8 protein-coding genes and 1 pseudogene are annotated in these 26,155 nt (G+C 48.9%); 5 read left to right on the top strand and 4 right to left on the bottom strand.

Annotated features, from left to right (window positions below):
* Window positions 1-28 precede the first annotated feature (28 nt).
* Window positions 29-934, bottom strand: a complete 906-nt coding sequence (locus HRE53_RS27510) for a TetR/AcrR family transcriptional regulator (protein ID WP_235111347.1) — start codon at window positions 932-934, stop codon at window positions 29-31.
* A gap of 505 nt (window positions 935-1,439) precedes the next feature.
* Here HRE53_RS27510 and HRE53_RS35335 point away from each other — a divergent pair.
* The 5 genes and pseudogenes from HRE53_RS35335 (at window position 1,440) to HRE53_RS27490 (ending at window position 5,615) form a co-directional block, all read left to right on the top strand.
* The gene (locus HRE53_RS35335) at window positions 1,440-2,120 is read left to right on the top strand and encodes a hypothetical protein (protein WP_396133476.1); all 681 of its coding nucleotides are present in this window, start codon (window positions 1,440-1,442) and stop codon (window positions 2,118-2,120) included.
* Window positions 2,121-2,309: 189 nt separating this feature from the next.
* Window positions 2,310-2,486 (top strand): annotated as a pseudogene (locus tag HRE53_RS35330) (hypothetical protein); the annotation flags it as partial.
* 481 nt (window positions 2,487-2,967) lie between these two features.
* Window positions 2,968-3,717, top strand: coding sequence for an IS21-like element helper ATPase IstB (gene istB, locus HRE53_RS27500; RefSeq protein WP_304518439.1), 750 nt, complete (start codon window positions 2,968-2,970; stop codon window positions 3,715-3,717).
* 236 nt (window positions 3,718-3,953) lie between these two features.
* Window positions 3,954-4,793, top strand: a complete 840-nt coding sequence (locus HRE53_RS27495) for an alpha/beta fold hydrolase (protein ID WP_235111345.1) — start codon at window positions 3,954-3,956, stop codon at window positions 4,791-4,793.
* A 201-nt stretch (window positions 4,794-4,994) separates the two neighbouring features.
* On the top strand, window positions 4,995-5,615 hold the full coding sequence (locus tag HRE53_RS27490) for a hypothetical protein (RefSeq protein ID WP_235111344.1): 621 nt from the start codon (window positions 4,995-4,997) through the stop codon (window positions 5,613-5,615).
* Between the two features lie 592 nt (window positions 5,616-6,207).
* On the opposite strand, the gene HRE53_RS27485 is transcribed toward HRE53_RS27490, so the two are convergent.
* Genes HRE53_RS27485 through HRE53_RS27475 form a run of 3 tightly spaced genes read right to left on the bottom strand, consistent with a single transcriptional unit; the run spans window position 6,208 to window position 26,122 of the window.
* Window positions 6,208-6,786, bottom strand: a complete 579-nt coding sequence (locus tag HRE53_RS27485) for an SMI1/KNR4 family protein (protein WP_235111343.1) — start codon at window positions 6,784-6,786, stop codon at window positions 6,208-6,210.
* 54 nt (window positions 6,787-6,840) lie between these two features.
* Window positions 6,841-25,668, bottom strand: coding sequence for a putative Ig domain-containing protein (locus tag HRE53_RS27480; protein WP_235111743.1), 18,828 nt, complete (start codon window positions 25,666-25,668; stop codon window positions 6,841-6,843).
* A complete protein-coding gene (locus HRE53_RS27475) occupies window positions 25,559-26,122 on the bottom strand; it encodes a hypothetical protein (protein WP_235111735.1) in 564 nt (187 codons plus the stop codon). Before HRE53_RS27475 ends, HRE53_RS27480 begins: the two co-directional genes overlap by 110 nt.
* Between the last annotated feature and the right edge of the window lie 33 nt (window positions 26,123-26,155).

The following is a 26,155-nucleotide window of genomic DNA, read 5'->3' as shown; positions in this document are numbered from 1 at the left end:
GTAAGTTTTTGAATTTTGTCGTAAGATATTATCCCTCGGTTGCAATGCGGTAAATAAGCTGGTTGGTGTTACCTTCACTTTTAAGGACTCTCATTGTCACCAGTTGTTTAAGATCTCGTTGAAGCGTTCGACGCGATGGTTTTGGGAACATGACCTCAAAGGTTTGGATGGAAAGGCTGTCATGGTTTAACACATGAGAGATCGCAGCTTGTTGCCGCGGGTTCAGAGGGTGCTGCTGGGTCAATGCTTCGACTTGTTCCTGAATGGCTGTCTGTGAAGCAAGGAGACTGCCGGGCAATTCCGCGCAAACTTCATCCCCAACATAGGGCTCCAGATAGTTTGTGAGAACTTTTTGAATCTCTAAATGTAGTTGACTTCGGCGAGCATCATCACTTCGTAAAGCCACTAATAGCAAGGCTTGGTAGGTTCTTAAAAAGACCTGCGCTAGCAGATCGCATTTTTCTAGCGTAAGGGTTGGATTTCGCAATTGCAGCAGCTTTGAAAAGCCATTGATCACGCTCTGGTCAAAGCTTTCGTCGAAATACAGAAAAATATTTGGGGTCAGATAGTATTGGATATAGACGATTCTGGGGCCTAGATTCTCAAAATACTCAGCATAGGTGTTGACCATTTTTCGAAGAATCACGACCAAAGGTAGCTGGAAGAATTCAGAGTTCATTATCTGAGGCATGGTCGCGTCAAGGTACTCTTTATGGCGCTTCTCAAGCAAATGAAAAATAGCGAGCTTATTTGGGAAAAAGCGATATAACGTTCCCACCGCAGTTTGGGCTCGTTCGGCAATGTCATGAGTTGTCGCCACGTCATAGCCTTTTTCCCAAAATACTTCAGCAGCAGCCTGCAGAATTTGTTCAATCCTGACCTGACTACGCTGCTGTTGTGGCGGACGACGAAAACCGGAATTCTGTGCTGACATGCTTGAACCAATTATCCCCTTGACAAATTCAAGCTCAATAGAATTACTATGGTTGAAGATGAATAATTTGTCGTTTTTTTCGGCTGTGAAAACTTCATAGAAGCTGTAAACCCAATGAAGCTGAAGTAACTTGCGATGTCCTCGAAAAATAATATTGAAGCTAGAGAATTATATGTCATGCCCAGTCTTAAGAAACCTGCTGTCCCACAACCACCCGAACCAGCAGTGTCCCCTCTATACTCACCGCGAGGCGCTAAGCTTGCAACGAGAATCTGGAGCAACAACACGAAAGGCGGAAGTCCACGTGTGATAGGCGACAATTGCATAGACCGAATACATGACCGCCTGACAATTACGTAGACCTCTCTAGAAATCAGGATCTCATTCTCAAAACACAAGAGATCTCAAATCAGTTCAGAGAGCATCTATACCTTTTCACTTTTTTTATAACTCCATACAGGAAAGACACTAGGGTTTGTACACCTAAGACGATTAGGGACCTCTAGTGCCAGCTCCTATTAAACCTCAACAGGTACAGCTTTATATGAAAACAAAACAATCCGGCTCTTCCCAAGACACTGCAGCTGCCAAAGCAGGGATCTCAACCCGCACTGCCCGTCGTATTGATAGTGGCACCCATCGTCCCCAACGAGGCCGCCCTCATGACTGGAAAACCCGTGAAGATCCGCTGGATGGATTATGGGAATTAGAACTTGAGCCGATGTTAGAGCGTGAGCCTCGATTAGAAGCGACTACTCTATTTGAGACCTTACAAGAGGACCATCCTGGGCAATATGATGACAAGATCAGAACCGTGCAACGCCGAACCGCTAAATGGAAGGCAGCTCATGGCAAGCCCAAAGAAGTGATGTTCAAAATTCAACATCATCCTGGAGAGATGGGACAGTCAGACTTCACCCAGCTCAAAGGTTTCAGTGTGACGGTTCAGGGTGAAACCTTTCACCATATCTTGTATCACTATCGACTGAGTTATAGCGGCTGGCAGTACGTGCAGGTGATTCAAGGCGGAGAGAGTTTTATCGGCTTATCTCAAGGACTACAAAATGCCTTATCTGCCTGTGGTGGTGTTCCTAAGACCCACCGTACCGATAGTCTGAGTGCCGCCTATCGCAATACCGGCGGTCGTAACCCCCCAGCTGACTCAGTTGTATTCCACTCTGTGTGACCATTACCGGATGGAGCCGACCCGCAACAATCTGGGCGTCTCTCATGAGAATGGCGGCATCGAGAGCTCCCATGGCTATTTCAAGCGGCGATTATGCCAGGCCCTGTATCGTCGAGGCAGCTTTGACTTCGAATCCGTAGCTGAGTATCAACAGTTCATCGAGCAAGTCATCGCTAAGCTGAATGCCAAGTGTCAAAAGAAGTTTGCACTGGAGCTCCCCCACATTACAACCTTTGCCCAAATATCGCACCCCCTGATTATGAAATCCGCAGCGCTAAAGTCAGCTGCAACAGCACGATTGCCGTCCGCTGTGTCCTGTACACAGTCCCCTCTCGCTTAATTGGTCATCGGTTGAAACTGCACCTATACCATGACCGCCTTGTCGGTTTCTTAGGCACCACTCCCGTAGTGGAATTGGCGCGGGTCCATGTCCATGGCTCTGGGAAGAAGAGACGGGCTCGTAGTATCGATTACAAGCATGTGGCAGAAAGTCTCAGGAGAAAGCCCCATGCGTTTCTCTACTGCCAATGGCAAGCAGACTTACTGCCCAATCTTCAATGGCATCAGCTATGGGAATCCCTCAAAGCTGACTTTGAGCGGGACCAGGCTGCCCGTTTGATGACAGAAGCCCTCTACATTGCTGCAACTCAGGATCAAGAATCCCAGGTAGCTGACTATCTACAAACCCAACTGGAACAGTCCACCCTGACCTTGAGTAGATTAAAACAAGCCTTTGAGTTCAAGCTCTCGACTGAGCAATATCCTGACATCATTTCACAACAGCACGCTCTCTCCGACTATGACCAACTCCTCCAATGCAGCACCGGACAATCCATACGACAATTTGATGATGACGCTCAAGCAGCTCCGGTTAAGACATTTCCTCGACGAGTGGCAGAGCATCGAGCATCAAGCGACTCAGGAGAATTGGTCCTACGCCCAGTTTCTATTGGCTTTAGCCCAAGGGGAAGCCAGCCGTCGAGAACAGAATCGGATCTCCCGCGCGCTAACCGAAGCGCAGCTGCCCTACGGCAAGTCCTGGACCAATTTTGAGTTTGACCATATTCCCAGTCTCAATCCAGCAGCCATCATGGAGTTTTCCCAAACAACTCACTGGCTAGAGTCGGGCAGTAATATTTTGATATTTGGGCCAAGCGGAACAGGGAAAACACATGTCAGCTCTGCATTAGGGACTTCTATTGTTGAGTTGGGGAAACGGGTGAAGTTTGTCACGGCCACAGCGTTGGTGCAACAGCTGGAACTGGCAAAACTCCAACTGGAATTGCAGAGCCTGTTGTCTAAGCTCGACCGGTACGATCTGCTCATCATTGATGACCTCGGCTATATTCAAAAGTCTGATGTTGAAACCTCGGTCCTATTCGAACTGATTGCTCATCGCTATGAGCGAAAGAGCCTACTCATCACGGCTAATCAGCCTTTCAGCCAATGGGATAAGATCTTCCCCAACTCGATGATGACAGTGGCTGCTATTGATCGCTTAATTCACCATGCCACCATTTTCGAGATGCAGGCTGAGAGTTTTCGAAAACAAGCAGCTGCTAAAAACGCGGCCAATTCTCCAAAGACTTCTAGCTAATCCCAAGCGAGAATAAACCTCCTTTACCCCACCATCAATAGAGATGCTTACTCGAAAGCATCTCTATTGATGGTGGTTTTATTGATAATTGTCATTTGCTCTCTGTCGCGATGGTCTCCGACCGGCCTTCGGCCATCACCGAGGCAGAAGATCATCGATCTCAAGTACAAGTGACAAAGCTTCAAATCAAATCTCTAATAGCAGGAGGAAAATCAAAATACTTTCGGACTATGTAATTGACATTCGACACCCGTGCCATTTGCCTGATTGTCCCAGGCGGGGGCTGGCATTCTGGCTACTATGAGCCACTCGCTTTGTTCTTGAACCAGAAAGGTTTTGCCTGTTCAAGTTACGATCCGGTCTGTATGGGATACTCCGAGGCCGAACCTGGTGCTCCTGAAGGGTATATGTACATCAAGGAGTTCGACGACTTGGTAGAGGACGTCTTTGCAGCCGTGGTTTGGACCAAGAAGCAGCTTCAATGCTCGGTGGACGTACCAATCTTCCTCATCGGCGAATCGTTCGGTGGTCTTCAAGTACTAGCAGCTGGCCTTGCCGAAGATAGAGCAAAAGCGAATGAAATCAACCTGGCAGGGATTATTGCGACAGGTACTACGCTCGAGGTCAATTCAGCCATGTTGCCTCCCAAATCTCTCATCAAGGTATTGACCTTTCTCTCTCTCTATTTCCCTAGACTGAAGATGCCAGCAAGCGACTTTTCAGTCAACTTTGACGAAGCGTTCGGAAACAAGGAGTGGGCCAAGGTCGCCCGTCTCGACCCAGTTGTCCAAGTTTCTCCTAAGGTCACAATGGCTGGAGTTGTTGCTCTTCTTACAACCGGAGAGAAGCTTGCAAGAAGAGCCAGGGCATTTGGAGTACCGTTGCTGGCGATTCATGCCATCAAAGACTCCCGAACAATATGTGAGGCAATGCAGAAATTTGTCGATCAATCAGGCCCCCTGACGGAAGGCTTCTGGGTCGAGGACACTACAGGCCATCAACTATTTCAGGACCGAGAAGAGATCACCAGCCTTGTGATGGGAAAAATGGCTAGCTGGTTGCTCGAACGGACGTGAGCTACATATTCACTGGCGTACTTTTTGTCCGCAATCTCGGCGTCGCAATGTGTTGACCTGGAATCTCTCTAGGAATTCAACCCTAGATAATGTTCAAATCATTGAAACACTTTTCACTAAATCTAGATTGACAGAAATCATCCCAAATATACCTTTCAGAATTTACACTTACATCAAAGTGTTACCCTGACTGCCTCGATTTTGAACAGTGCCGCCTTTAGAGATAAGCCTTGCCATGGTGATGTATTCCACATCCAGCACCAGTGTCAGACTCTGGCTAACCGTCTCAATCGAAAAGCAATGGGGGCTCAGTCTCGACGCCAAGAGCTAGAAGCCAAGATGGCAGAGGCCAAGCAACAAGGACAATGGCATCCCCTCTGTGTCCGTTTGGGAAAAGCGAGAACCCAAGAGAAGCAATCAGTGCAACTGGCCAGAGACATTAAGACCCTGATAGAGTGGCTCAATCATGATGTCCTCCAACTGGCCGGTCCCTGTCATTCAGAACGGCTGGAACTTTATGACTTCATCGTTGCAGAGCTTCAGCAACGTGAGCATCTAGGAGGCAAGCAGATTCGAGTCTTACGCAAAGCATTGAAGAATCAACGCGATGATCTATTGGCCTTTGCCAAGGTGTTTGATGACAAGCTGGCTGAGATTGCCCAGCAATTCGAGACACCGCTGTTTCTCGTCAGGCAGATGGTGCGGTTTTTCCGGAAACAGGCGACCTCCGAGGCCTACTGGAGGAGCTGGGGCGATCTGCATCAGAGGCTGAGCTGGAAGTTCTTTCAACTCCATAAAGCGATCCAAGATGCGATGAAATAGACACCCAGAGCCAGTTCTTTGGTGGAGAATCTTAACTCCAGGCTGCGCAATTATTTCACGCTTCGCAAACATCTTGGGACACCCTATTTAGGACTGCTTCAATTCTTTCTCAACCACCGACAATTCATGAGTAGTGGTTGTGCAGATAGGATGGGAAAAAGTCCTAGAGAAGTGATGACAGGAGAGAAGCATCCTCACTGGCTAGAATTGCTAGGATTCAAACTCTTCAAAAGAGCTTAGGAAACGCAATAAATTCTGGACTGGTCATTTCTAGAGATGGCCTGTTTTGTCGTGCTAGTGTTACCCATTTTTGGCCATTTCTGAACAAAGCCGTTTGCAGCGGAACATGTCATAGCCGAGGTTAGTTTTACGCTGAAGAAAAGAGACTCGGGTTGAGTGGCAATGAGGGCAATCCATTAAATACAGACAGAGTATGGCTCAGGGACAGTACTCAGCCTATCAGGATGGCGATGGTTCATCAATTCTGGACAATCAGACCTGACAATTTCGTTAGATTTAGTTCTCCCTGAAAAATAAAAAGCAGCTTAAGAATTAGCTTTCTAATATAGGATATTAACGCTTACAAAGAGCTTCAAGGATATATACCTGGATTATGTACTTTTCGGATTTGCATTGCAAGTCGGGGATTAATATCGAGAAAACCATACTCCCCTCCATCTGGCCTGACAATAAAAGCACCATCTCTGTAAAGAGAAAGCATAGTATCAAGCATAATTGTGAAGCTTGAGTATACTACTTCGATCCCCTCAAATATATCGATGACTGGGCGACTTAAGTTTGCATTCAGTGGCTGTGGACCAACTGGTAGGACAAACACATCTCCTTCATAGCCTGCAAAAGGGAAACAATTTGTCAAGTATTCGTCTCCGTTATTCTCTTTATAAAATTGAATACCAAGGTATTCGTTTATTGCTTCTTCTATAGATAGAAAGTTAAGATCATCGAAAAGTGGCACTTTACAAGCGGAACTTTGTCCATTATGCCAACAATATAACTCGTTCAGTTCTTCTGGAAAGGGAGAAGGGAACGGTTCAGTTAGGGTATCAATCTCATGTTGACTAAGGCCAGCATGCAAATAGTTACTAATCGGGTAGCCTTGGTTCTCTATTAAGCTAACTAAGCTATCTAGCCTGTCAAGTATCTGTGACATTGATTGAGTTGTATTCTAATTAAAGATTATGATTTAGAAAACAGTAACTTTTTATTAAAAACTTCGAAGCCTACCTTCCCTGTCAATCCAAGAAGTTGTTATTGCCGTTGTATAGTTTCCAAACCAGCTAGTAGGGTCACTAATACCTCCAGTCGTCACATTTGCTTTACTCGAACTATAAAAACTCCTTAGTCTTGACGCCTGCGAATTAGTTGCCCACCTTTGTTCCCTATTTGGTACTGGATGTATTGAAACCAAACCTAGCGCGTAATTTCCGGATCCTCCTTGTGCTGTTGAAGCATAAGGAAACTCATCACAAACATCTCGCTCACCATTGATACTCCCACGGTTTTCACATTGACGTTGATGCTCATACCAACCTCTAGGATTCGTACCTCTTCGAACACGACTTAGAGTATTAGAAATTGACTTTGATAAAAGTGTTAGGCCTTGAGGATTATCACTTGTATAGCCCGAACGATTCAACGCTCTGCTGATATGGTCAGTAGTCTCAGGTAAGTCGGAGCCCCAAATGATAGCTGGGATGCTAAATCGTCTTGAGTGTTCGCTTGCAGTTAATACACTAGCACTAACTACCGTTGCCAAGACCTGTACCAATCTCAAACCTATTCGCCCTCCACTTGTGACATCGAGAACAGGATGTGGGACAGATTGAGAAGACAAAATTGACTCAAGCTTGATACGTTCTTTTAGTTTGCTTAAGGTAAATAGCCCAGTTGGGTCGATTGCATTAACTGGATTAGCATGTGTGTATAGATATTTATGCAAACTTAAAGGATTCGCTAAAGTTCCCTCATAAGTATCTCTTCTTGTAAATCGACCTACATTCTGATCGTAGAACCTCTGTCTTAGGTAATAGCTGCCTATGCTGTTGTCGAACTGCTCTCCAGCAAACCTATAGCTATTATCTGTTCCCCCGTCTGAACTTAGCAACCTTCCAAACGCATCATAATCATAGCTGTCAGTTACATTGCCTTGATCGTTGGTCAAAATTCGAGTGCTACCTAAACCATCAACCTGGAAATAAGAGTTCTCTCCACTGCGAGTTTGAGAAATTAAATCGTTGCCGTAGACATAAGTAGCAACTAATTCATCGCTGTTAAATTCTTCAAGCACTTGAGAATAGGGGCGGTTCTTATCGATAAGATAGTCAGTTTTTTGGCCATTAATCGTATTGCTGACACGTATACCATCATCATCATAGGTATATTCAACTAAATTCCCATTAGGTAATTCAGCTCGTACTAAGCGATTGTCATCATTCCAAACATAGAGATTTTTCTCGGTATCGTTCAGTACACGTTCAATCAAGTTGCCATTATCATCATAGCTATAGATGATAGATTCAATGATGCTGCCTCCTTGACTTCGCGTTTCTGTCAGGAGAAGATCATTTTCATCGTAAGTATAGTTGCTAATACCATCAATAGAGTCATCTTTTGTAAGGCGGTTTCCTACATTGTCATAGGTATAACTAACTATACGCTCGTTACCATTGATCCTTTCATTAGTTAAGCGGTTGAGATCATCGTAGGTATATTGCACCTGTCTACCCGTTCCTTCAGTTACTGACAATCTGTGACCAGCCTGACTTAGCTCATAGCGATAGCTGGATAGAACGACTCCACTAGATTTATTACTCAGATAGACTAGGCGATTGAGTTCATCATACTCTCGTGTTTCTACAACGCCATTAGTGAACTCCGTACGAACTAAATTGTTCGCGTCGTCATAATCGTAAGTAGTAATATTGAAGTCGGAATCAATCACAGTCTCAAGCCGACTACGTTCATCATAGGTATAGCTAATATTGCTATTGGGGGTTCTTACTACCGTACGATTGTTCGCACTATCATATGAATACTCAATCGTGGCACCACTATCCAGATATGGGCCTTCTGGATCTATCCGAGAGATAAGCCGCCCCTGTACATCGTAGCTAAAACGAGTTTCACCTCGACCATCAGTAATAGTTTCAACCTCACCTCCAGCAGCATAGGTGTACTTGACATCGGCATTATCTTCGTAATCTTTCAAAGTGAGACGATCAAGTGAATCATATAGATACTGTGTCGTTTCACCATTAAAATCTGTATAAGTCAGTAATTTACCAATGGCATCATAAGTGCTGGTAGATCGCTGGCCCATTGGTAGTTCAACTGCAGTACGACGTCCAATCCTATCGTACTCATACCTAGTTATCTGGCCATTGGCATCCTCCGCTTCAATGAGACGACCAGCACCGTCATAGCGATATTTTGATAGGTGACCTAAGGTATCCTTTACACCTGTCAGGCGACCAGAATGATCATAGAGGAACTGTGTGACTTTACCTTCCTGATCAGTCACGCTCTCTTGTCGCCCCAAAGCATCATAGCTGACTTGAGTACTGGTACCGTCATGGAAGATGGTCTGAATTAATCTATCAGAGCTGTCGTACTGATAACGGGTTGTATTCCCTAGTGCATCAGTTTCAGAAATTCGGCGACCATTAACATCGTAGTCTACTGTTGTTGCGGGATTATCGCTGAGGTCATTAGGAGTACCATCAGCAAAAATAGTTTGAATGGGCCGACCTGCGGCATCATATCGATATTCAGTCCGATTGCCCCTACCATCGATATTAGCCTTGATTCTACCATCCTGAGTATACTCAGTCCGAGTACGGATATTATCGCTTAGATACTCAGGAAGATTATCGGGATAAACAACCTCACTCCAATTTATGGTGTCCATAGACTCTCCAGGAGCAATGGCGGCTATCAACTGTTCGAGCATCTCGCCATCATCAGGGTAGATGGTTTCAATCAAACGACCCACGGCATCATAAACATAGTGAATCGCTCGACCAGCAGGATCAATTGAGGCTCGAAGACGGTTCCCACGATCGTAAAGGCCAATAGTACGCGTATTGTCGCTCAGATCATCGGGAGTTTCATCAGGATAGATTGTCTCAACCAGCTCGTCACGATCGTTGTAGCGGAATTCAGTACGACGCCCTAAGGAATCAATGATAGCTGTTTGGTTGCCATTAGCATCATATTCATAGGTCGTAGTTCCTCCTTCAGGATCAACGATGGTTTTCACTCGACCTTCGCTATCATATGTCCACAGATTTACTATTTCTTGAAAACCACCAGTAGTTGTAAAGTTTAGAATTTCATGGGTTGTTCGACCGTTTGCGTCATATTTGTATCGAGTTGTATTACCCTGAGTATCAGTTTGACTTGTAACTTCTCCTAATAGGTTGTAGCCAAAAGTCATGGTGTTCCCCAATGCATCCTCAATTTGATGCAAATTGCCTTTGCCAGTATAAGAAAAGTTGGTGGTGTTGCCTGCTGGGTCAATCGATGTCAGCCAATTATCGCGAGAATCATATTGGAAAGTGGCTGTATTGCCAAACGCATCTGTTCTGGTTAGAAATTGGCTATTTGCTCCGTAGATTGAGCGTATAGTAGTGACACCTAAAGGATTAGTGCTGGTTAGTTCATTACCACGACCATCATAGGTATAAACGGTAGTCCATCCATTTGGACCACTTTCATCGGTGATGACGGTTTCAGCCAGCATATTATTGTGCTCATCATAGGTGCGCTTTGTTTTTAGACCTACTTCATCGATCTCTTGAACAATATTGCCTCGCTCATCGTATTCATAGATACTGGTATTTCCAAATATGTCTGTCACTGTGTAAACTGAATTTTCGAGAGCATATGTGAATTCTATTGATTCACCATACACGTCAATCATTCTTGAAAGACGACCTGTTTCTTCATCGTATTCAGCTCTGGCCCCTTCTCTACCCAAAGGATCAATGATTGATTCTAGGAAGTGTGCTTGTTGGTTATGGTAGTCAAACTGTGTCGTATTCCCTTCTCTGTCCGTGACGGCCACAAGATCACCCAGAGCATCATACTTATATGTCACCTGATTACCCAATGGATCTGTCACTGTCGTAATCCGGTCTTGAGCATCCCGCTCAAATGTCACCTGCTGCCCGGTGGAGCTGGTAATCGCACTATCTGTATAGGTCAGAGTATTGTTATTGGTATCCGTGACGGTGAGCAAATCGCCCGTCTGCCCATCAATCTCATAAACAATGCCTTCCTTGGTGGTCAAGACATACACCCCACCAAAGTAGCTATCCGCTGGGTTGTAAACTTGTCCCGCTGGATTGATATAAACCCCATCTTCTCGGCGGATTAACTGACTACTACTATTTACACGGACACTCAGCGTATCCGTCACACCCTGATCTGGTTCAAAGGCTGGATTCAATAACTGCAATTGTTCAGGGATTCTTGCCCCTTGTTTTAGCAATTTAGCAATCTCAGGATTCAGCACCGGCTTGAAGGTAAACCCTTGACGCTGTCCCCCTGGCAGAGTGATATAAACCCGCGTATCAGCCTCAAACCCAACCGTACGAATACCCAACTGCTCAAAGGTCTTATCCTGGGGCAAACTGGTCCTCAGATCCGTATCCCGGAACTCTAATCGCCAGCCATAGCCAAAATCATCGGTGGTATTGCTGGTCAAGGTATCGTAAGTCCGAGTCACCGAGATGGGAATCCCCGTTACCGGAATCGTCAAATCCGTGAACGACAGCTGGAAGTTCCCCAACTTCAGCTCACCTGCAACATTCACTACTTCATCCTGGGTGACGACATTGCCCCCAGCATCCATAGCCGTTAATCGCAACGTGTAGGCGTCATTCTCCAATAGTGATGGATCAAAGGTACCCAACACCCCATCCACAACTGGATCGCTTCCACGGAAAATCTCGCGGAATTCATCCGACCCCACCTTAGCCATAGACAGACTGTAGTAAACCAGATTGTCATCATTAACAGTCCCCACAATCTCCGTAGGAGCTGTAAACACCTGACCGCTCAAATCAGGAAGGCTAATCTCAGGCGCATCCACATCCGTCAAATCTAGAACAGAGAAAGTGGTCTCAGTCTGGGTGGTATTCCCAGCAGCATCCGTCGCTGTCGCGATCGCCGTCACCTCACCCACGACATCTGGGGTAAAGGTATAAATGCCATTGGCATCCAGAGCCACCGCTTGGCCATTCACCGTCAAGCTCAGCAGATCCACCCCAACGTTATCTGTAGCAGAGGCAAACAGAGAGACCGACTCACCCAAGGCAGCGGGTTCCACACTCGGCACCAAGCGCACCTCGGGAGCCACATCATCCGTCTGCACCGTCAGGTCAAACTGTTGCTCAACACTGGCTCCTGCGGCATCGGTTACCGTCAAGGTAATCGGATAGACACCGACCTGGTCCGCCGTCGGCATCCAGGAGAGACGGCCATAGGCATCAATGGTGACTCCTAAAGCTTGAGCATTAGCATCCAAGGTATAGGTCAGTGCCCCACCCTCTGGATCTTGAGCCTGGACATCATAGCGATATTCACCCCCGACAAAGGCCGTTGTCTCTGGTGTGGAGCGAATCACGGGCAGCTCATTGGCTAAGGCCCTGAGGGTATAGCCTTGAGCTGCCCCTAATCCCTCGGCATCATAGGCCGCGACAACAATGCGATGGTCACCCGCCACAGGTGTATCCCAGGTCAATACTCCTGTTTGGGCATCCACGGTAATCCCCACTGGACCTTCCAGTAATTGGTAGGACAACGCCCCACCTTCTGGATCTGTGGCTTCAATTTGATAGGTATAGGGTTGTTGCAGGTCAGCCTGGAACAGCGGACGGGAGGTAATCGTTGGAGCCTGATTAATCGGAGCTTCACCCACCTCTAGCTGATAGGTCTGGGTACTCACGGCTCCCTGGCTATCACGCACCTGGACTTCAATTTCATGGAAACCCAATTGACTGGCTTCCGGGGTCCATTGGATCAGACCCGACTGGGCATCAATCGTCATGCCAGCGGGGTTAATCCCCAAGTTATAGGTCAGTTCATCTTGCTCAGGATCCTTAGCAATGACCTGATAGGAATAGGCTTGGTCTTGAGCGGCTCGGGTGGAAGGTGTAGACAAGAAGGCAGGCGGTGTATTCGCCCCATTCACCTGCACTTCAAAGATCTGTTGTGTCGTCAATCCATAGGCATCACTCAACTCCACCGTCAGGGAATGTGCTCCCAACTGATCCACCGTCGGCTGCCAGCGTAAGCTGCCTGAAGACGGGTCAATCACCGCCCCATCAGGTCCATTGACTAAGCGCCATTGCACCAGGTCGCCATCCGGATCATTCCCCGTCAGGTTGTACTGATACTCCCGCTCCACATTGGTAACTAAATTGGGTGTGGAGGTAATTGTTGGGGCCGCATTACTAAGCTGATTCCCCACCGTCAGAGAATAGGTCTGGTCAGTCATCCCACCCTGGCCATCATCCACAGAGATGACGACCTCATGTTCACCCATCTGATCTGCCGTGGGCGTCCAGACTAAGATATTGTCTTGGAACGCCATCCCCGTTGGAGCGGTCGATAAGCTATAGGTGAGTGGATCGCCATCAGCATCCGTGGCATTCACCTGATAGAAATAGGTATTCCCCAACCGGATTCGCTCTCTTGGGGTGGAGGTAAATGTGGGAGCCTGATTGGGTAAGGGATTAATCACCCTTAGATCCAGGGTCTGAATCGCCTCTCCCCCTTGGCCATCCAATGCTTTCAGTTGAACGGTGCGATTCCCTAACTCAGAACTGATGGGTGTCCAATTCAGTAGCCCAGTCTGACTATCTAGAGTGACGCCACTCGGACCGGAGACCAGTTCATAAGTGAGCACATCCCCATCGGCATCCACAGCTTTGGCCTGATACTGGAAAGCTTTGCCCACTTGAGGTTGGGAGTAATCCAGTGTAGAAGTGAAAGTGGGCGCTTGATTATTGGACTCCACCTCCAATTCAAAGGTTTGCAGCGTAATGCCCCCCTGGTCATCCCTCACCCGCAGAATCACATCAAAGGTGCCCACCTGCTCGGCTTGGGGAGTCCAAGTGAGAATGCCTGACTCATTAATCGTTACCCCGTCTGGGGCCAACGGCAGGTCATAGCGAATCGGATCTGCATCGGAATCTTGGGCAATGGCTCGATAGATAAATTCATCACCCACCTGGAGGGGCGTGGTCGGTGCCTCCGTGATAAACACCGGATTTGAATTCGCGGGTCCACTAATGGGATGGAGGCCAAAGAGATGCTCATAGACTTCTCCCCCAGAGACCGTCACTTCATCTACAAACGCTCCACTGCTGGGATTCGATTCTTCATAGCCGTTGGGTACGACCTGACGGACGGTATAGGTCCCTGGCAATAGATTCTCAAAGGAGTAATAGTAGCGGGTCTCTCCTAACCGGGAGTTAGAGTTATCCCGCTGAGTCAGTTGATAGGGTTCATTGGGATCTAGAACGCCATTGTTGTTGTTGTCCAAATAAACCGTGATGTTATCCAACAGAGGTTCTACGGAATATCGAGGATCCCAGCCGCTAAAGATATTGACCAGCTCATCAACATTGGAGATTTGAATCGCATTGGGGTCCACCTTTTGGATTTGGTCCAGACTGGACCCGGCTCCAATCCCAAAGGCCGTTAGGTTAATCCCTGCTTCATTAATCTCAGTGACAATAGTTTCATCCAGGTCCCCCCGACCATCAGACAGGAAGATCAGGTTTGGATCACCCCCCAGGCTGTCCAATACTCCTTTTGCCGTGGTCAGTCCGGGGGTGAAGTCTGTAAAGCCACCTGAACTAACTGTTTCCAGTGCTTCTCGTAGATCGGCGATGCCATTGTTATTGGTATCGGCTAGGGGAGTGGTATATAGCTGGATACCGGGTTGGGACAGATCCATATCCAAAATCTGACCGCCGGTATTCCATAACACCACCCCAATCTTGGCGGTATTTCCCAGCCCCTGGTCAATCAGCTGTTCGCTTAACGCAATCGTCGTTGCTAGCTCTAAATCGAGGATAGAGGCGGTGGTTTCATCCAAGCTGCTGATGTCTTGCGTTGTTAAGTCAACGAGGCGGAATCCCGTACTCCCAGAGACATCAATGGCAAAGACGACATCGGGGGAGTCCCCTTGTACCAGACTGGTATCGCGATAGCCATTGTTATTGAGATCAGAGAAAACAACCCCTTGAATCTTGCCCAGCTGTCCGACGACATCGACCTCAAAGGTTTGCTGATCTGAATTGCCAAACCGATCATCGACCTGCACGGAGAATTGCGCGGTGCTGCCAGCCGTCACGCTGGTATTGGGATACCAAAGCAGCTCTCCCGTCTCCTGATCAATCACGGCACCCAGGGGAGCATCCAGCAGTTTATAGACCAAGGGGTCACCCTCAGGGTCATTAGCCGTGAGCTGATAGCGATAGACTTCGTCCGCTAGGCCAAACTGGGTGACGGGAGTGCTGGTAATAATCGGCCCGTCATTGTCTTGATTGGGCCATAAGCGTAAGGAGTAGGATTGGGTGGTGCTGTTGCCCGCCGTGTCTTCGGCCTGAATCTTGACGGCAAAGGTTCCTAAGGAGCCATCAGTATTGTCCTGGGACTCTCCCGTTCCTGGGGTAATGATATTGGGAACATCAGGATCTGAGGCCCAAACTTGGAATCCAAAATCAAACGGGGTGGTGGCGTATTGACCATTGATATAGAGGTAATAGGGACCATCTTCCTCAATGAGTACGGATGCGTCCGTTCGTTGTTCTTGATTGAAAAGAACTTGATGATTGGCATTGTAAAGTTGCCAACGGTACAAGGATGCGGCCGCCCCGTTAGAACGCACACTGTCAAAGTAAAGGACCTGTCCGGCCTTGGCCGACAGCTGATAGATGGCCCCCTCACGGCCATCGGTGAGGATGCCATTGACCTTTTGCCCAAAATTAATCTCAGGGGCTGTGGATAAATCTAGAACTTGGAACGAATAATCTACATCAGACCCAAAAGTGTTGTATAAAACCAGCTGATAGAGCCCATCTTCTGTCAGTGTTACGGGTCCCTGGTCTGAGAACCCAAAAGCGCCATCGGTTGCAAATAGAGACGTTCCCAAGGGGCTAAAAAGGGAAACGGCGGTTCTGTACCCTTGGATGCCATTAAACAAGAGCTTCTGACCAGCACGACCTGCAATCGTCAAGATTTTTGCGGCACTCCGGTCTACCGTCCCCGTGGTTACCCCACTCCCTTCCAGTAGATTAATGCCTGCATCATCTAGGGAAGCGGGGACTTCCAAGAGCTGAAATTGATTCCCAGACCCTCTGCTGTTATACAGCTGTACCGTATAGGTGCCCGTTTGAGTCAAGCGGATAATATCTGTATCGGTTTCAGTATTATGATCCCTAAAGACAACAGAACCATCCGGGTTGGATAACTGTGCCAAACTTTTCGTACTAAAGATGGCCAGACCATCGAAAATAATTTGTGTTCCAGCCTTGGCTGTGAAGGTAAAGTCAGTACTACCATTCCCCCCTCCTGTATAGATCGTATTCAATCCTGTATTTTGTAGGGCTGGGGTCGTATCTATCAGATTCAGGCTGTAATCAATAGCTGAGTTGGAGCCCGAAATCGCTAGGGTATACGCTCCATCCAAAGGCAATGTACCGTCCGTTCCATTGGCAGATGAGGCCAGGGACTGTCCATTCGCGCCATAGAGAGTCCATTGGGCCGTAGGGTCTGGAGTATTGAGATCAATGTTGAGATGTTGTCCTCGGTATCCAGAGATCTGATATAGGTGGGCCTGCTGGGCTGCTTCAAGTGTCCCGGTAATGGTCGTATCCAGTGGCAGCGCAGTCGCATTCTCTCTATTGCGCAAACTAAAGCTATAGTCGCCTAAGTTATTGCTATCGCCGCGAATCACTAGCTCATAGGCACCTGTTTGAAAGAGCTTAAAAGAGGCCCAATCCCCATCAATCGACTCAGAGGTCAACAGAGTGCGATCTGGCCCATAGAGCAGTGCCGTCAGGCCACTACCGCTCAGGGTATCGAAAAATAAGGACTGACCTGCTTCACCCGTGAAGGAATAAATATCGCGGTCTCCCGGATTCTGAATGGAGCCTGCCGCCCCTTCTCCCAACGTAAGAGACAGCAGATCATATTTGGCTTCGGTCAACTTGAGACGGTAGTTCGGGTCAGCTGCCCCCTGGCCTTGGACCACCAGGAAATAGTCTCCATTCCCTAGGGCCGTGAATTCATAATCATCCGTCGTTCCGTCCACCAGCGACCCACTCTGCAGCTGCTGGCCACCCGGTCCATAGAGGGTCCAATTATTATTGGCTTGGCTCCCACCCATATCCAGGTAGAACCGTTCGCCTTTGTTGGCTCGGAACTGGTAAGCGGCACTCCCTAAACCATTGTTGTCGAGTACCCCTGTGACTTCCGTATCTAAGGGCAATACAGGGGCTGATAAATGATCTAAAAGTCTGAACCCATAATCGCCTGTATTCTCACCATCACCGTCAACGATGAGGCTATAGGTTGCAGACTTGGTCAGCGTCAACCCTTGATCTGGACCCCGATTAATCCGACTATCAGAAGTAGAAGAATCATAGAGCTGCCGACCCGTATCATCTAGGACCTTGACTCTAAAGGCAGATCCACCTAAGGCATCAAAGAATAGCTTCTGTCCTGCTTGTCCTTCAAAAGTATAGGTATCCTGTTCCCCTTTTTCAGAGATGCTTCCAGAGATATCGTCACCGAAGGAAAGGGATGTCGTCAGCAAGTCGGGAGTAATCAAGCGCAAACCATACTCTGCTTCTGCGCCCGTGCCCTGCATTGCTAGCAAATAGTTGCCTGTATCCAACCAGAATTCTTCGTCCGTGCTGAAGGTGCTGGAATCAACCTGTTGGCCATTGGCAGAGTAGAGAATCCAGTTGGCATTACCCTGGAGACCATCAAAGAAGACATATTGCCGCTGATCTAGATTGAATTGATACAGCGTCGTTCCCTGAGTACTGGGTTCAAAGGTGCCCAGGATATCCGTATCCACATCAATGGTGGTTGCCGCTGCTCTATCTAAGACTTTGAAACTATAGGCTCCACGACCTTCGTCATAGCCATCAATGGTGAGACGGTAGGTACCATCAGTACTAAGAACAAGCCCCTGAAAAGGTTCTCGGTCAATTCGACTATCGGTACTCGTGGAGGTAAACATCTGCTTACCGTTCGGATCTATCAGCTGCCAACGGAAGCGACTGCCACCGAGTGCATCAAAGAACAGCTGCTGTCCAGATGTCCCTGTGAAGGTATAAGTATCCTGCTCCCCCTTTTCATCAATCGTGCCGGATACGGTCTGGCCCAAAGTCATGGGAGTAGAGACTAGCTCAGGCGTAATGATGTTGAGGGTATAGTTAGCATCTGTTCCTCGACCCCGCAGTGCCAGCAAATATTCCCCAGCCCCTAAGCCAAACTCCTTATTATGGGACGTTGCACCACTGGTAACCAGTTGACCATTGGCTCGATAAACGTCCCATAGCCCGTTTCCTTGCAGGCCATCAAAGAAGAGATAGCGACTCTGATCAAGGTTGAAGGTATATAACGTTGCTCCCAAGGCATTGTTATCAAACGTGCCTGTGATATCCGTATCAAGATCCACCTCCGTTGCCAGGGTCTGATCCAACAGTCGGAAAGCATAGCCCCCTGTTTGCCTACGGACACCATCAATAACGAGTTGATACTCCCCATCAACGGTTAATTGGAGGCCACCACTGGGTCCCCGATCATTATTGGTCCGAGCATCAAAGAGTCGGCGACCGGAGGGGTCAATCAACTGCATCGGCAGGTCAGATCCACCTAACGCGTCAAAGAACAGTTGTTGACCCGCAACCCCTGTAAACGTAAACCGATCCTGTTCTCCCTGCTCAGCCAACGTTCCCGTGACGACTTCTCCAATATTGATGGATGCCGTTCCAAAATCAGGGGTAACAAGATTAACTCGATAAGACGCGGTCGTCCCTTTGCCGTTGACGGCCAGTAAATAATCACCTGCCCCTAGAGAAAACTCCCTGAGGATAGTTGCATCGCTATCAATGACCTGCTGACCGTTGGTCCGATAGAGGGACCAAGAATAATTTCCACTTTGAACGTCCATAAAGACGTACTGGGTGTCACTCAAGCTGAATTGATACAGCGAACTCCCCAGTCCGTTGGCATCGATGGTGCCCGTGATATCCGTGTCCACAGCCACCGTCGATGCACCCGCCCGATCCCACAGGCGGAATGAATAATTCCCCGTCTCTCTTTCACCAATCGTCAGGGTATACTCCCCATCTGTAGCCAAGACAAAGCCTTGATTGGGGCCATGGTCAGTACGGCTATCCAAGTTACTAGAACTATTGAGGATATTGCCATCGGAGTCAATCAGTCTTACCCGGAATTGACTACCGCCCAGAGCATCATAGAATAACTGCTGTCCTGCAGTGCCTGTAAAGGTATAGCTTTGAGTCGCTCCAGAAGTACTATTCGTGCCATTGACGACAGCATTGAGATCCAGCGGCGTAGCCGTACTAGGGGGAAGCGCCTCCATCTCTAAGAATTGAATGCCAAGCTCATAGTTGGGGCTCGCACTGCCATTGCCCTGGACTGCCAGCAGATGCTCCCCTGGATTCAGCCAGAGATCTAGATCACTACTGAGTGCCTGGGCCTCAATCTGGCGACCGGTGGGACTATATAGGGTTAATTGGTTGGTAGAAGTAGCCAGGGGATTAAAATTGAACCGCTGCCGCTCTGTTACCGCTAACCGATAAATATCTGTACCACTGCTATTGATCAGGGTGCCATTCAGGGTAGTATCTGCCGTGATTTCTGGGGCTACCGCCTTATCGAGCAAGCGGAATTGATAGCTGCCCGTTGCCTCACCACTGCCATCAAACACTAATCGATAGCTACCGCTGGTCGTTAAGGTGAAAGAATCAGGTCCCAGATCACTCTGATTAATGATATTAAATCGATTCTGACCATTGATGTCATACAGGCTCACCCTCAGATTCGGATCAATGCCCAAGGCATCAAAGAAGAGCTGTTGCCCCGCAACCCCCGTAAACGTATAGGTGTCCTGCTCTCCTTTCTCTACAATCTCACCCGTGATGGTTTCACCCACCGTCAAGGCCGTTGAGACAAAGTCTGGTGTTGTGATCCTGAGTCCATAATTAGCGTTCGTGTTCGTGCCCTGGAAGGCAATCAGGTACTCACCTTTGCCTAAGGACAGTTCTTCGTCCGACGATAAGGAACCCGATTCCACAGAAATGCCACGGGCATCATAAAGAGTCCAACTACCATTCCCCTGCAATCCATCAAAGTATAGATATTCTGGCTCATCCAGGGTGAAGCGATAGAGATGCGTGCCCCGGCTATTGAAATCAACCGTGCCCGTAATATCTTCATCTAAGTTGACCTCGGTGGCCAAGGCTCGGTCTAGGAGACGGAAATTGTAACCTCCCGTCCGATCCGTGCTGCCATCAATCACCAACCGATACTGCCCGTCTTGGGTCAAACGAACGGGGCTGCCATCCGCACGAGTCGATGTAGTTGCAAGTCTTTGACCATTCGGATCATAAATCAGAGCATTGTTATTGAGACCAGAATCTGTGGTCAGCGCATCGAAGTAAACCTGCTGCCCCGCAGTGCCTGTGAAGGTATAGGTGTCCTGCTCTCCTTTCTCTACAGTGGCACTGGTGATCACCTCATCTATCGCCAATGTTTCCGTGACAAACTCTGGGGTGATCATCCTTAACCCATAGCTGGCATTAGAGGAACCAAACCCCTGCATCGCCAGTAAATAATCTCCAGCACCTAGGGAAAATTCCGTATCATTCCGCTGGGATTGCGTGCGGATCGGCTGATTGTTGGCACTATAGAGTGTCCATGTTCCTCGACCTTGTAGGGCGTCAAAGTAGATGTATTGGCGCTCATCCAGTGAGAATTGATAAAGGGTGGTGCCATAATTGTTGTCCAGGTTGCCCGTGATATCAGCATCAAGGTTGACAGTCGTCGCTGCCCCCCGATCCAAGAACCGAAATAGGTAGCCACCTCTAGCCTCATTGGTACCATCCACGACCACGCGATACTGGCCGTCGGTGGTGAGGGTGAGGTCTTGGTGGGGACCTAGGTCAAACCGGGGGTCAAACTCTGTGATCTTGAAGCCATTGGGGTCATAGACATTGACCTTGAGATCTCGGGTCGTCGTATTCATCGTGTCAAAATACAGCTGCTGACCCGCTACACCGTTGAAGGTATAGATATCCTGCTCACCCTTCTCGCTGATGGACCCAGAAATATTGGTATCCAACGCCATGGGTTGAGTGATTAAATCTGGGGTGATCACCCTAAAGGAATAGCTGGCAGACCCCGTAAATCCAGAGCGACCCTGAAGCGCTAGGGTATAGTCCCCAGAGATCGGTAGAGTGACTTCTAAGTCACTAAAATTACTGCTGGAGGCCACCGCTCCATTGCTGGAATTGTAGAGGGTCCAGCCAAAGGTGCCGCTCTTGTTCAGCGCATCAATAAAGAGCTTCTGACCTTGATTGCCCGTAAATCGATACAGCTTGGACTGGGTTCCCGGTCCTAAATCCCCATTGATGGTCGTATCTAAGGGAATTACAGGGGCCTGCTCATGGTCAATCACTCGGAAACCATAGTTGCCCAGCTGGACATTGTCCGTGGAGATGGCAATCCGGTAATTCCCCGTCTCAGCTAGCTGCAAGAACTGGTCCCCGACCAAGGTACTGTCTGCCACCTTGACCCCACTGGGGCTGAACACCTCAAAGTTCCAGTTGCGGTAATCCCCCGTATACTGCAGGGCATCAAAGAAGATGGTTTGACCTTCAGACCCACTAAAGCTAAATTCATCCCGGTCCCCTGGAATCCGAATCCGACCGAGGACGGTATCTCCCACCACTAAAACGGGGGGTGGGGTAAACTCCGCTAAGCCCGTATCCGCCTGAATGGTAAAGCCTTCTGGGCCGAGAATGAGATTAAAGGTCAGATTATCGTTGTCCGGGTCAATGGCATTGGCATCATACTGATACAGCTGGTTGATATAGGCATCCACCACCGGATCGCTGGTAAAGAGGGGAGGGCGATTGGGGCGTGGTTCCGTAATCGAGAGGGTATAGCTTTGCTGAGTGGTGCCGCCACGACCATCACTGACGGCCACTTGAATGGCATGATGTCCCACAGGGGTATTGGGGTCTGTGGCGGGCAGGAAGTCTGGGGACCATTCAATCAAGCCCGTCTGGCCATCAATGGTCATCCCCGTCGGACCACTCAAAAGTTGATAGGTGAGGTCATCCCCATCAGCATCCGTTGCTTGGACCTGGTAAGTATAGGGCTGACCAATAATCCCCTCTGCTAGGGTCTGGCCCGGAGCCACGGGGTTACTCTCAATCACAGGAAGCTGATTGAGGTCCGCTAGAATCTCCAGCTCATAGGTAAACTGCACCTGGTCGGGGTTGGCAAACACTAAAGTCTGGCTGGCAGAAACCCCTTCAGGATTGAGTTGGCCCTCGACGAGCAGATGGGTGAAGTCGTAATAGGGTAACCCCTCAGCGGTGAGTCCATCCGCTTCTCTGAGTTGGACATTTAAGTCACTGATGTTTTTCACTACCAGGACCAAAGGCCCATTAATTCCATAGGTACCGATATTGCGGAGGACCACATCCGTCAGCAGTAGATCTGACTCTGTATCAAAGCTAGTGCCCTGATACTCTACGGCCACGCTAGGAGAAACATCGGTCAGGGAGGCTAAGGAGGCAATGGTCGAGGGGGCGTTGCCTTGACCCGGCAAACTGGGCTGGAGGGGTACCGTTGCCCCACTGGGCAGATCCGTCAGGGTCAAGTCACTGATGCGAACCGTGGTTGTCGTATCGCCATCATTATTAACGAGTCGAAAGGCCAGATAGGCGGGGGTGCCGGGAGCGACCCCTTTCAAGTTCAGGGTAACCGTCTGGTCTGTCTCGTCATAGGTGACTCCAGGGGCGAGCTGCACCCCTTCGCCTTCCGTCCAGTTAAAGAAGCTACCCCGGCGTTGGCCAAAGGTATGGACCAAAGATTGACCCTGGTCATCCACCAAATCCACCTCAAAGGCATCATTGATGGCATCGATATCGGACTCATCAAAGGTTAACGGGTTGATCTTAAAGCTCAGCTGGGAAGGTGTCTCGGGAATCAGCAGAGAGAAGGTCTCTTGAGGGGCAAAATCGTTGTTTTCTGCTAACTCAAAAGCGGTAAACAGCACCACAGTCTGTTGGCTGTTGGCCCCCTGATCATCCGTAGCGGTGAGAGTAAAGGTATGCAGACCCAAATCAGCGGGGGTGGGTGTCCCTGATACAGCAGCGGTCCCATCGCCATTATCCACAAAGGTCAGCCAGCTCGGTAAATTGCTGGCGGTCAAAGTCAGAGGATCATTCTCTGGATCTGACGTGGTGACCGTATAGGTATAGGGTTGATTGGCTTCAATATTGGTAATGGGGCTGCTCGTGAAGACAGGAGCCTCATTCACATCCGTCACGGTAATGACCAGAGACTGTTCTAGGGCTTGAGGAGGCTGACCATTATCCGTACTGCGAATCGTGACTGTATGGCTAGGGTTGGTCTCAAAGTCTAGGAGGACATCTGGGGCGATGATCAGCTGATTGTCTACAATTTGGAAGCGATCGCCTGCATCATCTATCAGCTCATAGGTATGGGTATCGCCACTCTCTGGGTCAATGGAAGCAAGCTCTCCAATAACGGTCCCTGAAACACTATTCTCATTGACCTGAGTCTGACTCAGAGTAATCGAGGTGGGGGCTTCATTCACATCGGTGATAGAGACGGTGAAGACCTTATCAAGGATTTCTCCCCCCTGATCCGTCGTTCTCACCCGCAGGCTGTAAGAGTCTTGCACCTCAAAGTTGGGAGAGGTCTGAAAGAACAGCTGGTCTCCTTGAATGAGGAACTGGTCATTATCCGTATCTCCTATCCCAGGTACAAAGGTATAGGTATGACTATCCCCAGCATCCACATCTAAGGTTCTAAATTCACCGATAGAAGTGTTCCCAGGAGTATTCTCAGGAATCAGACCAATATCTAAGGTCAAATCCGTGGGGGCTTCATTGATATCCTCCAGGCGGATCACCATCTGCTGGGTGCGGCTGAGGCCCCCGGCATCGGCGCTGAGAATTTCAATCGTGTATTCGGTGGCCAGTTCAAAATTGAGCAAAGACCCATCTGCCACCTGGAGCTGATTGCCGACAATCTGAAAGCGGCCCCCGGCATTTTCTAGCAGGCTATAGGTATGGCTATCTCCTGCATCTGGATCTGCTGTGCTCAGGGTACCAATGACCGTGCCATCACTACTGTTTTCTGCCACTAGATCCGCACTGAGGGTGATTTGGGTCGGGGCTTCATTGACGTTCGTAGTGCTAATCGTCATCACCTTATCCAGGCTCAAACCACTGGTGTCTGTACTGCGGACCAGAATGCTAAAGGCAGGCTGGGTCTCAAAATTGGCGGAATCATTGATAAAGAGCTGGTCGCCGACAATTGTGAAGGCATTATTGTCCGTATCCCCCGTTCCCGAGACCAATTCATAGGTATGGGTATCCGTGGCTTCTGGATCTAAGGTGTCGAACTGACCCACCAGAGTATTGACGGGCTCATTCTCCGCCACCCGATCTGGCGTCAGGGTAATATCCTGAGGCGCTTCATTCACATCCACAACGGTAATCTGTAGTTGCTGGGTCGTACTTAACCCGCCTGCATCCGTCGTCCGGACCGTAATCGTATGGGTCGTCTCTCGCTCAAAGTTGAGGATGGCCCCTGGTGCCACCTGCAGCTGGTCTCCCACAATCTGGAAATGGTTGCCTATATCCTCCACGAGTTCATAGGTGTGGGTATCATTGGCATCCGGATCCAGGCTGGTAAAGGTACCAATGACCGTTCCAGCATCACTGTTCTCATCCACCGTCGTATTGCTGAGCAGTAGTTGAGTGGGGGCTTCATTGGCATTGTCAATTTGGACGGTCAGGACCGTCTCGGTGCTCAGTCCAGCTGCGTCTGTGCTGCGGATGCGAAGGCTATAGCTAGATTGAGTTTCAAAGTCAGGTGAGTTTTGCAGATACAGCTGATCATCTGTGAGGGTAAAGGCTGCATTATCGGTATCCCCCGTCCCGGACACTAACTCATAGGTATGGGTATCTCCTTGATCTGGATCGTCTGTAGTTAAGGAGCCAATCAGGCTATTGTCTGGAGAGTTTTCCAGTATCGCGTTGGGAGAGAGGGTAATCTCCGTTGGAGCCTCATTGATATCCGTGACCGTGATAGTAAAGGCTTGGGTATGGCTTAAGCCACCGACATCGGTACTGCGGACCGTGAGGTTGTATTCTGTTGCTGTTTCAAAATCTATCAGCGTGCCATCTGCGACTTGCAGATGGTCCCCGACGATCTGGAAGCGACCTTGGGCGTCGTCTACTAACTCGTAGGCATGGGTATCTCCACCATCGGGGTCTAGACTGGTCAGTTGACCAATGACCGTTCCCGTAGATTGCTGTTCAGCTACCGTTGCTTGAGACAGGGCAATCTGGGTGGGCTGTTCATTGATATCGGTAATGCTAACCGTGAATACTTTCTCAACACTCAATCCCCCCTGGTCACTACTCTGAACTCGAATGGAGTAACTGTCCTGAGTCTCAAAATCGGGAGCGGCATTGATCTGCAGCTGATCACCCACAATGCTAAAGGCTGCGTTGTCCGTATCCCCGCTGCCTGGGATGAGAGAGTAGGTGAAGGTATCCCCTGCATCTGGGTCTGTGGTGGTGAGTTGCCCAACGGTGCTATTGGCTGCCACATTCTCCAAGACTGCGGTGGTACTTAGGGAAAGGTCTGTGGGGGCGGTGTTGCTGGGGGGCAGTGGGACCAATCCCAATGATTGTAGCCCTGCCATTAAAGACGACATTGCCCTTCGCTCCAATGGAGCCATAGATGGTGGAATTGCCATTGAGGGTGAAATTGTTCACACTCAAGAAGTGACCCCGAGTATCTGTAGAGCCATTAAAGGTAATGTCTCGCTGGGATATCACCGTAAGCACATCGTCTGGGTCGGTGGTCTGGGTAGCCCCATTAAAGTTAATGCTCTGGTTGTTGCCCGTGGCAATCAGAGAGGTGCCGCCAAACCGAGCCCCCCCATTCATATTGATGGACTGGGAGGAGAGAATGGTTAGATCCGTCCCCTGGATATTGCCCAAGTTCATGCCGCCATTGTGGGTGACGAGGGTGACATTATTGAGCTGATGACCATTGCCATTGAAGTTGAGATAGCCGTTCTCTAACTCAATAACCGTGTTCTCAATCGTGACTCCCCCTGGAATATTCAGTCCCCACCCGGAGACTTTGACCACCGTGGGTTGTTCAGGAGTTCCACCTGCTGGGAA

Source organism: Acaryochloris sp. 'Moss Beach', assembly GCF_021497025.1.
Classification (GTDB): Bacteria; Cyanobacteriota; Cyanobacteriia; order Thermosynechococcales; family Thermosynechococcaceae; genus Acaryochloris; species Acaryochloris marina_A.
Note: the sequence above shows the minus strand (reverse complement) of the source record. Positions and strands in the feature narration are given on the sequence as shown.